Source organism: Corynebacterium sp. UMB0012, from assembly GCF_030216265.1.
In the GTDB taxonomy this organism is placed as follows: Bacteria; Actinomycetota; Actinomycetes; order Mycobacteriales; family Mycobacteriaceae; genus Corynebacterium.
Window position 1 is genome coordinate 1 of sequence record NZ_JASOKQ010000024.1, and the last position, 13539, is coordinate 13539.

Sequence of the window (13539 nt, forward strand, 5' to 3'; positions counted from 1 at the left end):
ACGTGCTCTCAAAGAAAATGCTCCCCACTAGTTGTTGGCAACTGATTTCTCAGTCCAACTAATGGGGAGCAGTTCATGATAGTGGGAGCGGGGCGGGTTTCTTTTCAGGAAAGAATGAGTAGAATATAAGGAACCTGTCCATCCTGCTTATTTCCTGTGAGGAACTCCACTGACGATGCGCCGCCGCTCTTTGCGTCTCGGTATTACGACGCTCCTGTCTGCCACCTTGCTCGGTGGCGCCACGCCGGCCGTGGCCTATGAGGTGCAGCGTGATTCTGCCACCTCGTTGCGCATCATTTTGGATTCGGGCGAAAAAATTGAGCAGGATAACGCAGCTGCGGCCATCCTGGCCATTGCTACCCAGCGCAAGGAAGCATTGGTGGCCGATGGAATTTTGTCCCAGGATAAGGCGGACGCCGCCTTCGAGTACTACTTTGGCAAAGCCCGGCTCAATACCGCGCGCACCGATGGCAATATCTATTCCACGCCGCTGGACTTCCCGTGGGAGCCAGAGGAGCGGACGCAATCCCTAGACGGCAAGCAGTACACCGAAGCGGCCGTACTGGACTACCTCGATATGCTGGGCGCCAATTACGCCCAGGCGGTAATTCGCGCCGAGCTGGGTGAATTCACCAAGGAAGTGCCGCAGGCCCCCGCCGGCAAAGCGGCGCCCTCTCCGCGTGCCCAGCTGCCGACCATCGGGGATACAGGCTCCGCCTTCCCAGATGAGTTTCCGGCCTATGCGGCGGCGCTGCGCGATATTGTCACCATCACCAAGCAGGTCAATGCACCCCTAGAGTGGGCCGCCGCGTCGCACCATACTGCAGGATCCGTGCCCGCGGATGCGACGGCGGACGAGCATTCCGGTCTATCCGCCTTTGAAGGCGGCCTCCTAGCCACCGGTTTAGCGGCGCTGACCAGCGCCGCCGGATTCGGATGGTCCGCGCTCGATTGGTCCGACATCCTTTCTCACCTGGGCCAGTTCTTTTCCTAGGCGCTAAGCCCTGCCCGCTGAGTTAGAGTAAGCGGAACGACGTTAAACCGGTGGGGCTTGCCGATCCCGTAAATGCATGCTGCTGTTGGCCTATGTAGGCGGAGCCAAAGTACTCGCCATTGGACCGCGCGTGCAGGCTGGTCAATTGCAGTCTGTCCGTGGCATAGGGGCTTGTGCGCCGCCGCACCCACGATCCAATGTGCAGGCGGATGGCATCGGAATAGCGCGCGGAATTGAGATGGGCTAGTGGGCGATAGCCGGCGGCTACCTCGAGCGCAAAGACTACCCAGCCTTGGATGCGGTGTTGGGCGGCGACTTCCGCGGACGTCGGCAAGCGGCCATAGCGCACGCGGTGGGGCGCAATGAAGAGTTTGAGGTGCGAGTAGCCGGGGATGGGCTCGTACATGGTGGGGAAGTAATGCTCCTGCATAAGGACAGGAGGCGGACGCGTGATAATTGTCTCATGCCCGCCCCAACCCCGCCATTTCTGAGGGTTTCCTGAAAGGGGTGGGCGCGAATGCGCGCGTGGTTCGCTATACTCTCGGGGAGTTAAAGAGAATCGTAACCAAAGGATTTAAGTACATGCGTGGTCTAATCGTTGACTATGTCGGCGTCCTTGACGGCACCGAAGAAGACAACCGTCGGTGGAAGGCGCTGCTGGCCGCCGCCAAGGCAAATGGCGCAGCAACCGCCATCCTGTCCAATGACCCAGGTGGACCAGGCGCGGAGCACATCCGCGAGTGGGAGTACCGCGGAAACGTCGACGCAGTCGTTCTCTCCGGCGAGGCGGGAGCGGAAAAGCCTGAGGCCGCTGCTTTCCAGGCGGCCGCAGATGCCCTAGAGCTGCCACTCAATGACTGCGTCATGGTTGATGATTCCATCCTCAACGTGCGTGCCGCCGTGGAATCCGGCATGGTGGGCTTTTTGTACACCAGCTTTGATCGCGTCTCCGTTGAAATCCAGGCAGTCTTCGATATTGAAGGTGAGTTTTAGTGGCTAAAGCCCGCGTTTACATCCCTGCGACCTACGCCATGCTGGCGGAGCTGGAAGAAACCGGCTCCCTGTCCGCGCGCTCCGGCTGGGGCTTTATGGTAACCCCTGCGCTGCAGGAGTTCTATACCGAGGGCGATGAAGAAGAAATTGCCTACTCGGCCTTCCTTGAGGCCTCTATGGCCTCCATGCGCCTTTTGGCCATTGGCGATGAAGAGAAGTTCCCGCACCGCCGCGTGGTTATCTCGGTAGACTTGGATGATTCTGTCCTCACCCCGCGCCCGGATATGGGCGAGCCGGTGGTAGAGCTTAAGCCAGCGCAGTTCAGCAAGGACGACCTAGCGGCCGTCCACGTGGATATTGCGGAGTCCGAGGAAACCACCGCAAAGGCCATCGAGGCCATCGATACCGCGGACCTTGGTGATGAGGATGCGGAGCTGGCCGTGGGCGATGCACTGGATAAGTTCATGGCCTTTTATCACCCGACCGAGCTGCCGTTCCTCGTAGAACTGCTCTAATTACTTAAGGAGACAATATGACTCAGCGCTTCAAGAACCTCGCTGCGGCCACCGTTACCGCAGGCGCAGCCCTCAGTGCCGCGCCGGCCGCCCTGGCAGATACCACCCCAGCTGCGGATGCGGCTGCCGACGCCGTGCCCACCACCCCGTGGCTGGCGCTGCTAGAGACTTCGTCCCAGGGCACCTGGGGCCAGATCCTCGATGTATTCTTCGGCATCGTGGATGGCATTTTGGGTGTTATGGCCGACACCGGCTTCCACCTCTAATTTTCCCACTCCACGTTGGTGCGCAGGGCCTCGAGTAGGCCGCGCACCGCGTCGCGCCGCCGTGCACTGGCGGTATCAGGGGGAATCAGCGCAGTATCATCGAGGCCGCATTCTGGGTCCGCAGGCGGGCCCATGTGCGTACAACCGCGGGGGCAGTCCTCGATGGCGGCGGCAAGGTCTTCAAAGACGCCAAGCACGTCATCGGCATCCACGTGTGCGAGGCCAAAGGAACGGATGCCTGGGGTATCGATAATCCAGCCGCCGGTGAATGCATCCTCGGCGGGGAGGGGGAGCGCCACCGATTGGGTGGAAGTATGCCTGCCCTTGCCGACGCCCGATACTTCCCCTGTCTCCCTATCCGCGTCTGGTACCAGCCGGTTGACCAGGGTGGATTTGCCCACGCCGGAATGTCCGATGAGCGCGGTGACGTGGCCGTCGATGTGGTTGCGCACCGCCTCAAGTCCGTCTTCGACGCCGGCTTCCACCACCGTGATATCGAGATCGGCGAACTCGGCCGCGAAGGGGGCAGGATCGGTGAGATCGGTCTTGGTCAAGCACAGGATGGGGTGGATATTGCCCACAAACGCAGCGATGAGGGCGCGCTCGACAAACCCAGAGCGCGGCGGCGGATCGGCCACGGCGGTGACGATCAGCATCTGGTCCGCATTCGCCACCACGATGCGCTCATAAGGGTCGGTGTCATCGGCCGTGCGCCGGAGGACGGAGGTGCGTTCTTCCAGCTTCACAATGCGCGCTAGGGTGTCCTTCTTGCCGGAGGTATCGCCCACCACGCCCACGCGGTCGCCCACCTCGATGGCGGTGCGGCCCAGCTCACGGGCGCGCATGGCGGTGACCCGCGGGCCGTCGTCCAGTGCTACGCCCCAGCGCCCGCGGTCTTTGGTGATGACCATGCCGAACTTGGCATTTTTGTGCTTGGGGCGGTCCTTAGTACGTGGCCGCGAGCCCTTCCCGGGGCGCACGCGTACGTCGGATTCATCGAAAGAACCGAAACGCCTAGCCATTGCTCTCCTGTTGCTCGGGGTCCACCATCGTCTCCCACATGCGGTCGAAGCCAGGCAGAGTCTTCGCGGTGGTGGAAATGTCTTCTACCTCTACGCCCGGTACCCGCAGACCGATAATCGCGCCCGCGGTGGCCATGCGGTGATCCGCGTAGCACGGCCACTCGCCGCCGTGGAGAGGGGCGGGGTCGATGTGCAGGCCGTCGGCAAGCTCGGTGACCTTGCCGCCGAGGGCGTTGATATTATGCGCCAGCGCCTTCAAACGGTCGGTCTCGTGCCCGCGCAGGTGCGCAATGCCGGTCAGAGTAGAGGGGGTGTCCGCCAGGGCGCACAACGCCGCGACGGTGGGGGTGAGCTCGCCAATATCGCCCATATTGCGCTCGATGCCCTGCAGCGCGCCGTCTTTGGAGCCCTTGGCAGTGACAAAGCCCGGCTCTTGGGTGACCGTGACGCCCATATCCACCAAAATATGGCGGATGGCGTCGCCCGGCTGGGTGGTATTGGCAGGCCAGCGCTTAATGGTTACCCGGCCGCCGGTGACGGCAGCGGCGGCAAGGAAGGGCGTGGCATTGGAGAGATCTGGCTCGATTGCCCATTCCCGCCCGGCAATCGGACCGGGGTGCACGGTCCAGGTATTCTCGCTGGAATCTACGCGTACGCCGGCTTGGCGCAGCATGCCTACGGTCATCTCCACGTGCGGCATGGAAGGCAGGGGACCGCCCTCGTGGGTGACGGTGATGCCTTGTGCAAAGCGCGCACCGGCCAGCAGGAGTCCGGAGACGAACTGCGAGGAGCCAGAGGCGTCGATAGTAACCTCGCCGCCTTCCGGCACTCCATGCGAGCGGACGGTAAAGGGCAGGCTATCGCCGTCCACCTCGACGCCGAGCTGGCGCAGTGCATCCAGGGTGGTGGACATGGGGCGGGCGTAGGCTTGCTCGTCGCCGTCGACAAGCACGGCGCCGTCCGCCAGGGCCGCAACCGGCGGGATAAAGCGCATGACCGTGCCGGCTAAGCCGCAGTCCACCGTGGCGCCCTTAAGCGGGCCGGGGGTGACGTGGATATCCTCGCCTTCGTGCTCGAAGCGCACGCCCATAGATTCCAGGGCCTTTTCCATCAGCTGCGAATCGCGGGAGACCAGCGGCGCGCGCAGGGTAGAGGGGCCATCGGCCAACGCCGCCAGAATGAAAGCGCGGTTGGTAATAGACTTCGAGCCCGGCACGTGCTGGGCCCACGTAATGGGGCCTGCCGCTTGCGGGGCGGACCAAGGTTGAGACATATCGTCCATAATAGAGGGCATGTGCGGAAGATTCGTTCTTTTTACCGAGTCCCTTCTCGATGAAGTGGGCGCGCTGCCCGGAGTTACTGAGGTCCACGCCCCACAAGGCACCCCAGGCCCGCGCTACAATATCGCACCCACCCAGCCGGTGGCGATGGTGCGCGTGCACGAAAGCCTCGCCCAAATCGACCCTGCGCGGTGGGCACTGCTGCCGCACTGGAAGAAGGACCTGGACGGCCCGCCGCTGTTTAACGCCCGGGCGGAGACCGTGGCCACCAAACCCTCCTTTCGGCATGCCTTTAAGGGGCAGCGCTGCCTTATCCCCATGGACGGCTACTACGAATGGAACCAGGAAGCAGGTGGCAAGCAGCCCTATTACGTTCGCGCGGAAGAGGGCCTGTTGTGGGCGGCGGGCCTATGGGACACCGGCCTGGATCGCCTGTCCGCCACGATTGTCACCACTGCGGCTACGGAAGAAATGGAGTGGCTGCACCACCGCCTGCCACGCTTCTTGGCGCCCGATGAAATGCGTACCTGGCTGGAGGGCAGCCCTGAAGAGGCCGCCGAGCTGCTCTTGCCGACGCCCCTTCGTGGCTTCCACACCCACCCCGCCGACAAGGCCGTGGGCAGCGTATCCAACGATTATCCGGAGCTACTGGGCGAGTAGATCGGCAAAGCTAGCAGAGCACAGCTCTGCGAGGCTCTCCGCACTGAGCTCGATATCGAGCCCGCGGCGCCCGCCGGAAATAAAGACAGTATCGAAAAGGACGGCGGTTTCCTCAATGACCGTGGGCAGCGGGTTTTTCTGGCCCAGCGGGGAAATGCCGCCGGGAATGTATCCGGATGACTTGGATGCGTCATGCGGATCCGCCATGGCGGCCTTAGAAACGCCGTGGGCGGCCGCGGCCTTCTTGAGGCTCAGGTGGTGGGTGGTAGGGATGACGCACACTGCCAACTGCCGCTTGGGCCCTTTGCCCGCCGTTAAATCGATGACCAGGGTTTTGAGCACGCGATCCGGCTCTACCTCTAGGGCAGCCGCGGCGTGATCACCGAAGTGATCCTTGCCCGCCTCAAAGGTATACACGTGGTGGTCTACGCCGGCATCTTCCACGACTTTGAGCGCTGGGGTAGCTGCATGCGGGGACTTTTTAGACATGCCTGGGATTCTAACGCTACGCGTTAGGATAGAAATTGTGGCTAAAGAAACAATCAGCGAAAAGGAGCTGCAGCGCCGCTTCGAAGCGGAAGCGCTGCCCCTGCTAGACCAGCTCTACGGCGGTGCCCTGCGCATGACGCGCAACCCGCAAGATGCTGAGGATCTCGTGCAGGAGACCTACCTCAAGGCCTATAAGTCCTTTCATTCCTTCAAGCAAGGTACAAACCTTAAGGCTTGGCTGTATCGCATCATGACCAATAACTACATCAACTCCTACCGCAAGGCGAAGCGCCGCCCCACGGAGTCCTCGGCCGATGACTTGAGCGATTTTCAGCTCTATACCACTGCTGGGCACGATTCCACTGGCCTGGAATCCGCCGAGGTATCAGCGCTTAAAGACATGCCGGACGCCACCATTTCAGAGGCCATGAATGACCTGCCCGATGACTACCGGATGGTGGTGTACTACGCGGATGTTGAAGGCCTTGCATATAAGGAGATTGCAGAGATCATGGATACTCCGCTAGGTACCGTGATGTCTCGCTTGCATCGGGGAAGAAAATTGCTCCGGAAAGCGTTGAAAGACGTGGCACGAGAACAAGGCATTGGATTAGAACACCCAGACATGGAGGAGAAGTAATGGACCGCGCAACGGAACACAACTGTGGTGCGTGTAGCTCCCCAGAGGTACAGGCCCTCCTGTGCGAGCTTCTCGATGAATCCACCACCTATGCCCGCGCACTCGCCATCCGCGAGCACATCGCCCAGTGCGATTTCTGCCAACAGCGCCTCGAGAGCGAGGAGATTATCCGCTCCCTGGTGCGCAACTGCTGTAACGGCCAGGCCAAGGCGCCGCAGGCGCTGCGCCGCCGCATTTCGGTAGAGATTACCCGCATCGACACGGCGTGGTAGGCACTGTTGCTCACCCGCTGTGGTGGGGTCTGGTTTCATGATCTTCCAACTTTTTGCTTGAGTCCATACTGATCGGGCCGAATTGAGGGCGGAAGGGCCGAATTGAGACCCTAATGTGTTCAATTCGGCCCGATCACATTGGACTTAAGGCACGGAGAGGTCAAGCGGGGAGCTAGGAGACGACATCGATGTGCGTCTGACATAGCAAAAGCCCGGTTCTACAGTCTAAGTGACCGAGGGAACCGGGCTTTGAGTAATGCTGTGCGTTATGCGCCAGGACGCTTGCCGTGATTAGCGGACTTCTTGCGGCGATCCTTGCGCTTGCGACCACGCTTGCTCATTGCGCACTCCTTCGTTGAGGGTATCTGAACTTTATTCAACTGTAGCGGCTAAGGGCGCCGAAACGAAAATTGGGGGCTGCTTATTAAGCGGAAACGCGGGCGCGGCCACGGCCGCGGTTGCGGCGGCGCTTGAGGGCGCGGCGCTCCTCTTCAGACAGGCCGCCCCAGACGCCGGCGTCCAGGCCGGATTCCAGTGCCCACTTCAGGCAGGAAGAGGCAACAGGGCAGCGGTTGCAGACCAGCTTGGCCTTAGCGATTTGGGTAAGTGCGGGACCAGAATTGCCTACTGGGAAGAACAGCTCGGGGTCTTCGTCGCGGCAAACAGCTTCGTGGCGCCAATCCATGATTGATATCTCCTAACAAAAATTCGACAGCAGTAAGCACAAGCGCTTTTCACGAAAATGAAAAGCAACCAATGCCAGGGTGGGTGGTTGTGTGAACTGGTCTGCGTGCAGTGGGGCCCGGTCTCGAGGTCGGGCCAGCGTCGCCGCCGCCAATGGTTCACATTGTGGTTGCTTGAAGTTTCCTTCAAGTTAAGAAGAGGTTTACGTCCTCTTTCTTTTTGCTACCCCAGAATCATGACATGTTTACTCAGACTCCGCTAGGGGTAGAGGCAAAATTGTGTCCAACCTCACTTGATTGAAACTGGTGTGGGGGTCATTTGAGTCCATGATCGAGTTGAAAGAAGCCTGTGAGAAACGCGCTGAACTGGCGTATTGTCCAAAAAACATTGAGTGCGGTGACTGAAGAGGCGTCAAATCTACCCAGCTAACCTCTGCCCCCGCGAAACCTGAGTGGCGCAGAAGGAAACGGCGCTGGCCGGTGAGTAGACTGTGGGTTTGTGTCTAAGCAGAAGAAAAAGCAGGTAAACAAAAAGCAAAGTGTTTCCTCCGCGCAGCCGGCGCGTGAGGAGAAGGCCCAGCAGGGCGCGCCACAGCCGGTACTCGTGGCCGCAGCGCTCGCCGTGGTTCAGTCCATTGCCGTCATCTGCTTCGGTATCTTCCTGATTGTGCGCGAGGCGACCGGCGCAGAAAATGAATCCATGGTGTCGGACTCGGGCTCCGGAAGCTTTGTAGGGCTGGGCACCGCGCTATTTATCTTTATTGTTTTTGGCTTTGTCATCGTCGGTGCTTGGGCCATGGTCAAGGGAAAGCGCTGGGGTAGGGGAGCCATCATCTTGGTGGAGCTCATCTTGGCAGCGAGCTCCTTCCAGATGTTTAGCGGCGGATCGCCGCTACTTGGTGCGGTGACCTTGGCGAGCGCCGCAGTAGTCATCTTCTTGCTGATGTTCGTCCGCGCTTCTACGGAGTGGGCGGCAGCTAACTTCTAAATTCGCTGCCACGCGCACAAGGGCCGCGCCCCAGGATAACCGGAAGGCGCGGCCCTTTGCGTGTTGCAGGGGGATTAATCGGCGCTTAGGCCCACGACCTGATCGCCGCGGGTTTCCACGATGGTGTCGCCCGCCAAAGTGAGATAGACGGGGCCGTGGTAGCTGCCGCGATCAACCGGGATGGTTCGCAGGGTTTTGCCGGTGGACCAATCCATGACAGCAATGCCCGCTTGGGTAGGTACCAACATGTGCTCGGCGACGGCGATGGGGGTGCCGATGGCATCATCCACCACGTGATCCACCGCGAGGTCGCTCGGTTTAAAGAGGTAGAGGCGGGAGCCATCAAACCAGGTCATATGGTGCGGCAGATCCGCGGTTGCTGGGGAGAACGGGGCGGCGGCCGCGTCTATGTCTGGAGAGGGCTCTGCCGAAGTAGAGTCCAGCTTTTCGCCCTTATTGTCATAGGACTCGATTGTGGGGTGCGGGCCCGGGCGGTAGATAGCGGCGGCCTTTTGTCCCACGGCGATAAGGCGGGCGCCGTCGGTGGCTATGTCCACATCGGCGCCGATATCGGGCTCACGGGAATCATCAGGGGTGGTGTCCTGGAAGCGCAACCAGGTCGTGCCCGGCTTATCGGGGCAGGACTCGGTCAGCGCCAAATTCTCGGTACGGGTGAGGGCGGAGCTAATCGAGCAGTCCTCATGTAGTTGCTTGTCCGGCTCCTGCTTTGCCTCCACATCACCGTATTCCACGGTGCGCACCAAGTCGGAGCGCCACAAATCGATGCGGTCAGTGGAGACTGTTCCTACCCGGTCATTGGAGGAAATGGGTACTACTTTCTCCGAGTTGACGGCGCTGCGGGTGCTGTCATACTCACCGGTCGCAGCCTCTATCGCCACGGTATCCCCGCAGCCCACACCGGTTTTATACGACGCCACGATCTTGCCCCACGCAGTAGACAGCGAGCAGAGATCAGCATCCGTGCGCTCATAAGTCCACGCCTCGGAGCCATCCGGGTTGGTGGCGGTGAGCGTGTGATCGGCGTGCGTGATGGTCAGTCCGTGTGCCGAGACTGCCCGGTATTGGCCGGGTACTGGTTCATTGGGGAGGCTGAAGGACTCGTGGAGGGCATCGGGGACGTCGGCAAGCGCGGGTGCATCCTTATCCCCAGGAACGGCCGCTTGGCTCAGATGCGCCTGATTAATATTGGCGGTGATAGCTGCGCCGCCGACCGCGATGGCGCAGACCACGGCAATAATGCCGGTAGCCTTCCAATCGGCGGGCGTTGAGCGCAAAATGGGAGCTTTAGTCATCGGCGGCCTCCTCGCTGGCGCCGGGAGCTGCCGCGGCGCGCGGTGGTACGGGTGGGGGATTTTTCGCGGACAGGCACCTGCCCCACGACCTTGGTCTCAGGGCCGACAGTTTCCTCTACCTCCGCGGGGATGTCTAGAGCCTGGGCTAGCTCTGGGGACGTGGAGAACCACTGCGGCGGATTCGGCTCACCCAAATCCAGCTCATCATTAATAACCTGCCATTTGCCCAGCTCATCATAGCCCACCAAGGTGATAGCGGTGCCGGTATGGCCGGCGCGCCCCGTGCGGCCGATGCGGTGGACAAAGGTCATCGGATCATCCGGAACCTGATAGTTGATGACGTGGGTGACATCATCGACGTCGATGCCGCGGGCAGCAATATCAGTGGCGACCAAGATGTCCACCTGGCCGGTGCGGAAGGCATGCAGCGACTTCTCGCGCGACTTTTGCCCCAGATCGCCGTGGACGGCACCCACGTGGAAGCCGCGCCGGGCTAGGTCATCGGCCAATTGGGCGGCCGCGCGTTTGGTGCGAGCGAAGATGATGGTGCGCCCGCGGCCGGCGGCCTGCAGGGCGTGGGCGACAACGGCAACCTTATCCATGCGGTGGGCTTGGAAGGTGACCTTGCGAGTGGAGGAATGGGTGAATTCTTGCTCGCCGGATTCGGCGCGGATATGGATGGGTTTTTCCATAAAACGGCGGGCAAGCGTCAAAATCGCGCCCGGCATGGTGGCGGAAAAGAGCATCGTTTGGTGCGCATTGTCATCGAGTGCCTTGAGGATGGCCTCCACCGAGGGTAAAAAGCCCAAGTCCAGCATCTCGTCGGCCTCATCGAGCACCAAGATAGCCACGCGATCGAGCTGCAGATTTCCGCGTTCGTGGAGATCGATCAAGCGGCCAGGCGTGCCGATGATGACATCGACGCCCTTGTTGAGCTTTTTGATCTGTTCCTCGTAGGGACGGCCGCCGTAAATGGAGGCTAAGCGCACGGGTAGGTGGGCGGCAGCCACCTGCAGGTCCTCGGTGACCTGCTGGGCAAGCTCGCGGGTGGGGACCACCACGAGGGCGCGCGGGGTGCCATCGAGCTCGTCGATATCGGCGTCATCAAAGACGCGGTCCAAAAGCGGCACGCCAAAGCCATAGGTCTTGCCCATGCCGGTGCGCGCTTGGCCAATCAAGTCCTGGCCGGAGAGCGCGATGGGCAGGGTTAATTCCTGGATTGCAAAAGTACGCGTGATGCCACGAGTGGCGAGACCATCGCAGATTTCGGCCGCAACGCCGAGTTCCGCGAAGCTCGGTGGCTGGGATTTTATGTCAGACACACCTTGATAGTAGCCGGGATGGTTATAGTGGGGCCATTGACAATAAAACTCTAGTTAGAGGAGGAATCTTCATGGATATCAAGTTTGGCTTCGCGGATACCGCTCGCGAGCTGGTCATTAGCGCTGCAGGTGACCAGGCCGAGCTGACACAGAAGATCAACAGTGCCCTGGCGGATAACTCCACCCTGGAATTGGAAGATGACAAGGGCCGCAAGTACCTCGTGCGCACTGACCGCGTGGTCTACGTCGAGGTCGGCATTGCCAAGAAGTACGCCGTGGGATTCGCTGGCGCCTAAGGCGAGCGCATAGGGCTGCTGATTCAGCTTTTTTAAATACAAACGGGTAACCTAAGGCCCCATGGAAAAAAGGGAGACTCGCCACGCTCACCGGAGCCAAGGCCATGCGCCGGACCACCCCAATACGGTGGTCCGGTTTGCGCGTCAATATGGCTGGTGGCGCGTGGTAGCTATCCCCCTCATGATCGCGCTGACCATTTGGTTCATCGTCGATATCGCCACCGCCTCTTCCTCCGAAGAAGATGCGGAAGACACTAGCGCGGCTGCCCCAACTAGCACAGAACTGGTAGGTCCTGATCCTGCCGATGCAGCAGCGGTCAAGCGGGAAATCAGCGAGATGCCGCCCGGTGGCTCCTATACCAAGCAGGGCAAGGGCACCTTCCACGAGGTAGGCGAGCCTGGCGCCGTAGCCGGCAAGGGCGGCGAGCAGAAGGTGCGCTATTCCATCGAGGTGGAAGAGGGCATCAATACGGCACCGTATGGTGGCGATGATTCCTTTGCCGCCATGGTGGAGGCCACTTTGTCTGACCCGCGCGGCTGGACCGCGCACAAGGACTTTGAGTTCGAGCACGTGGCTGCCGATGCGGAACCAGATACCCGCATCCAACTGACTTCTCTGGGTACCGCTGCGGAGCGCTGTGGCGAGAAGATTGAAACGGAAACCTCCTGCCATACCACCATTACTGGCGAGTCCACCACCATTATCAACGAGGCCCGCTGGGTGCGCGGCGCCACGCCTTTTGAAGGCGATGTGGGTAATTATCGCCAGTACGTCATCAACCACGAGTTGGGCCATGCCATTGGCTATGCGGCCCACCAGCCATGTGGCGGCCAGGGCAAGCTGGCGCCGGTCATGATGCAGCAGACCTTGGACCTGAACAACAAGAAATTGCACGATCGCAATCCCAGCGAGGTCTATCCTGATGAGGACGTGACCTGTGCGCCTAACCCGTGGCCTTATCCGAATCCGGATAATAAGGATCCCCACCAACCCGAATAGGAGTTAAGGATGCCGCTTCCCCCAGAGCATGTTTTAAGCGCCTTCCACGCGGAAACCGGTGCCACTGGTACCCGCCGCGCGCAGGGCGATCAATTGGGCCCGGTGTGGGATAACGGCATCAAGGTGGGCGACGTGGTCTATTCCCAGGCCGGTCCGTTTGCCGCCTGGTCCGCTAAGGTGCGCGAGCGCCTCAGCGTGCAGGGGGCCCGCGTTTCCCGGCCGGTACTGTCTAGCGATGGCCGGCACACGGCCGCTGGATGGAAGGCTACCCAGTTTATTCCGGGCCATGTACGCGGGCGAATTGATGAAACCGCACAGATGGCGTTGCGCCTCGACGCGGCTATAGCCGAGGTGCCCCTTCCCAACGGGCAGCGCAGCGATGCTTTCGCTCGCGCAGAGCGCGCCGCCTGGGAGGAGACGGGCGAGGCTTATCGCCCAGCCTTGCTTGCCGACGTCCCCCTTATTCCCGCCCACACCGCTCTTCTTACCACCACGGTTTACCACGGCTCCAATCCGCCGGGCATTGTGGACATTGTGCCGAGCGAATCCCCACGCCCAGCCGGCTGGACCGCCGCTTTGGTTATTGTGGATGGGCTCATTGCCCAAGCGGTTGATGATGGGATCTGCCAGCGCTTTAGTCACGTACCCGGTATGCCGGAGTTGCTTTTGCGCGCGGTGTCGTATCGCCGACACATCAATGACCTGCACCCCGCCTCGCGTTCAAACACGCGTTCGCACATTGAGCGGGTGGAGCAGCATCTGGTGTCGCGGGCATCTGCCATACTGGAGCGGTGAGTTACGACCCC

18 protein-coding genes are annotated in these 13539 nt (G+C 61.0%); 11 read left to right on the plus strand and 7 right to left on the minus strand.

Going from position 1 to position 13539, the window contains the following annotated elements; translation table 11 throughout:
- Positions 1 to 175: 175 nt before the first annotated feature.
- Positions 176 to 994 carry a hypothetical protein gene (locus tag QP324_RS10120; protein WP_284815955.1) on the plus strand — a complete coding sequence of 273 codons (819 nt, stop codon included), beginning with the start codon at positions 176 to 178 and terminating at the stop codon, positions 992 to 994.
- Positions 995 to 1016: 22 nt separating this feature from the next.
- On the opposite strand, the gene QP324_RS10125 is transcribed toward QP324_RS10120, so the two are convergent.
- Positions 1017 to 1400 carry a hypothetical protein gene (locus QP324_RS10125; RefSeq protein WP_239278749.1) on the minus strand — a complete coding sequence of 128 codons (384 nt, stop codon included), beginning with the start codon at positions 1398 to 1400 and terminating at the stop codon, positions 1017 to 1019.
- A 176-nt stretch (positions 1401 to 1576) separates the two neighbouring features.
- Here QP324_RS10125 and QP324_RS10130 point away from each other — a divergent pair, with 176 nt between their 5' ends.
- Genes QP324_RS10130 through QP324_RS10140 form a run of 3 tightly spaced genes read left to right on the plus strand, consistent with a single transcriptional unit; the run spans position 1577 to position 2768 of the window.
- Complete coding sequence (locus QP324_RS10130; RefSeq protein WP_284815956.1) at positions 1577 to 1987, plus strand: HAD-IA family hydrolase; 411 nt, start codon at positions 1577 to 1579, stop codon at positions 1985 to 1987.
- Positions 1988 to 2025: 38 nt separating this feature from the next.
- Entirely contained in the window at positions 2026 to 2502 is a 477-nt protein-coding gene (locus QP324_RS10135; RefSeq protein ID WP_239278794.1) for a hypothetical protein, read from the plus strand.
- A gap of 17 nt (positions 2503 to 2519) precedes the next feature.
- Positions 2520 to 2768, plus strand: a complete 249-nt coding sequence (locus QP324_RS10140; RefSeq protein WP_239278752.1) for a hypothetical protein — start codon at positions 2520 to 2522, stop codon at positions 2766 to 2768.
- On the opposite strand, the gene rsgA is transcribed toward QP324_RS10140, so the two are convergent.
- Positions 2765 to 3790, minus strand: a complete 1026-nt coding sequence (gene rsgA / locus QP324_RS10145) for a ribosome small subunit-dependent GTPase A (RefSeq protein WP_284815957.1) — start codon at positions 3788 to 3790, stop codon at positions 2765 to 2767. The two genes, QP324_RS10140 and rsgA, sit on opposite strands and share 4 nt — an antisense overlap.
- On the minus strand, positions 3783 to 5084 hold the full coding sequence (gene aroA / locus QP324_RS10150) for a 3-phosphoshikimate 1-carboxyvinyltransferase (RefSeq protein ID WP_225745811.1): 1302 nt from the start codon (positions 5082 to 5084) through the stop codon (positions 3783 to 3785). Before aroA ends, rsgA begins: the two co-directional genes overlap by 8 nt.
- Between aroA and QP324_RS10155 the strand changes: the two genes are divergently transcribed.
- Positions 5083 to 5730: an SOS response-associated peptidase gene (locus QP324_RS10155; RefSeq protein ID WP_284815958.1), complete on the plus strand. Its 648-nt coding sequence runs from the start codon at positions 5083 to 5085 to the stop codon at positions 5728 to 5730. The two genes, aroA and QP324_RS10155, sit on opposite strands and share 2 nt — an antisense overlap.
- On the opposite strand, the gene ybaK is transcribed toward QP324_RS10155, so the two are convergent.
- Complete coding sequence (gene ybaK / locus QP324_RS10160; protein ID WP_284815959.1) at positions 5716 to 6219, minus strand: Cys-tRNA(Pro) deacylase; 504 nt, start codon at positions 6217 to 6219, stop codon at positions 5716 to 5718. The genes QP324_RS10155 and ybaK overlap by 15 nt on opposite strands.
- 37 nt (positions 6220 to 6256) lie before the next feature.
- Here ybaK and QP324_RS10165 point away from each other — a divergent pair, with 37 nt between their 5' ends.
- The gene (locus QP324_RS10165) at positions 6257 to 6859 is read left to right on the plus strand and encodes a sigma-70 family RNA polymerase sigma factor (protein ID WP_200436091.1); all 603 of its coding nucleotides are present in this window, start codon (positions 6257 to 6259) and stop codon (positions 6857 to 6859) included.
- The gene (locus QP324_RS10170; protein WP_005326557.1) at positions 6859 to 7131 is read left to right on the plus strand and encodes an anti-sigma factor; all 273 of its coding nucleotides are present in this window, start codon (positions 6859 to 6861) and stop codon (positions 7129 to 7131) included. The genes QP324_RS10165 and QP324_RS10170 overlap by 1 nt, the downstream gene beginning before the upstream one ends.
- 424 nt (positions 7132 to 7555) lie before the next feature.
- On the opposite strand, the gene QP324_RS10175 is transcribed toward QP324_RS10170, so the two are convergent.
- On the minus strand, positions 7556 to 7816 hold the full coding sequence (locus QP324_RS10175) for a WhiB family transcriptional regulator (protein WP_005322377.1): 261 nt from the start codon (positions 7814 to 7816) through the stop codon (positions 7556 to 7558).
- A gap of 497 nt (positions 7817 to 8313) precedes the next feature.
- On the opposite strand from QP324_RS10175, the gene QP324_RS10180 reads away from it, so the two are divergent.
- Positions 8314 to 8802, plus strand: coding sequence for a hypothetical protein (locus tag QP324_RS10180; protein ID WP_269954204.1), 489 nt, complete (start codon positions 8314 to 8316; stop codon positions 8800 to 8802).
- Positions 8803 to 8876: 74 nt separating this feature from the next.
- Here the strand turns inward: QP324_RS10180 and QP324_RS10185 are convergent, their stop codons facing one another.
- Positions 8877 to 10115 carry a hypothetical protein gene (locus tag QP324_RS10185; protein WP_284815960.1) on the minus strand — a complete coding sequence of 413 codons (1239 nt, stop codon included), beginning with the start codon at positions 10113 to 10115 and terminating at the stop codon, positions 8877 to 8879.
- Positions 10112 to 11437, minus strand: a complete 1326-nt coding sequence (locus QP324_RS10190; protein ID WP_284815961.1) for a DEAD/DEAH box helicase — start codon at positions 11435 to 11437, stop codon at positions 10112 to 10114. The genes QP324_RS10185 and QP324_RS10190 overlap by 4 nt, the downstream gene beginning before the upstream one ends.
- 71 nt (positions 11438 to 11508) lie before the next feature.
- On the opposite strand from QP324_RS10190, the gene QP324_RS10195 reads away from it, so the two are divergent.
- The 3 genes from QP324_RS10195 to QP324_RS10205 all read left to right on the plus strand — a co-directional run bounded on the left by QP324_RS10195 (position 11509) and on the right by QP324_RS10205 (position 13528).
- Complete coding sequence (locus QP324_RS10195; protein WP_284815962.1) at positions 11509 to 11733, plus strand: DUF3107 domain-containing protein; 225 nt, start codon at positions 11509 to 11511, stop codon at positions 11731 to 11733.
- 61 nt (positions 11734 to 11794) lie between these two features.
- Positions 11795 to 12733, plus strand: a complete 939-nt coding sequence (locus QP324_RS10200) for a DUF3152 domain-containing protein (protein ID WP_284815963.1) — start codon at positions 11795 to 11797, stop codon at positions 12731 to 12733.
- A 9-nt stretch (positions 12734 to 12742) separates the two neighbouring features.
- Complete coding sequence (locus QP324_RS10205; protein WP_284767955.1) at positions 12743 to 13528, plus strand: hypothetical protein; 786 nt, start codon at positions 12743 to 12745, stop codon at positions 13526 to 13528.
- The last annotated feature ends 11 nt before the right edge of the window (positions 13529 to 13539 follow it).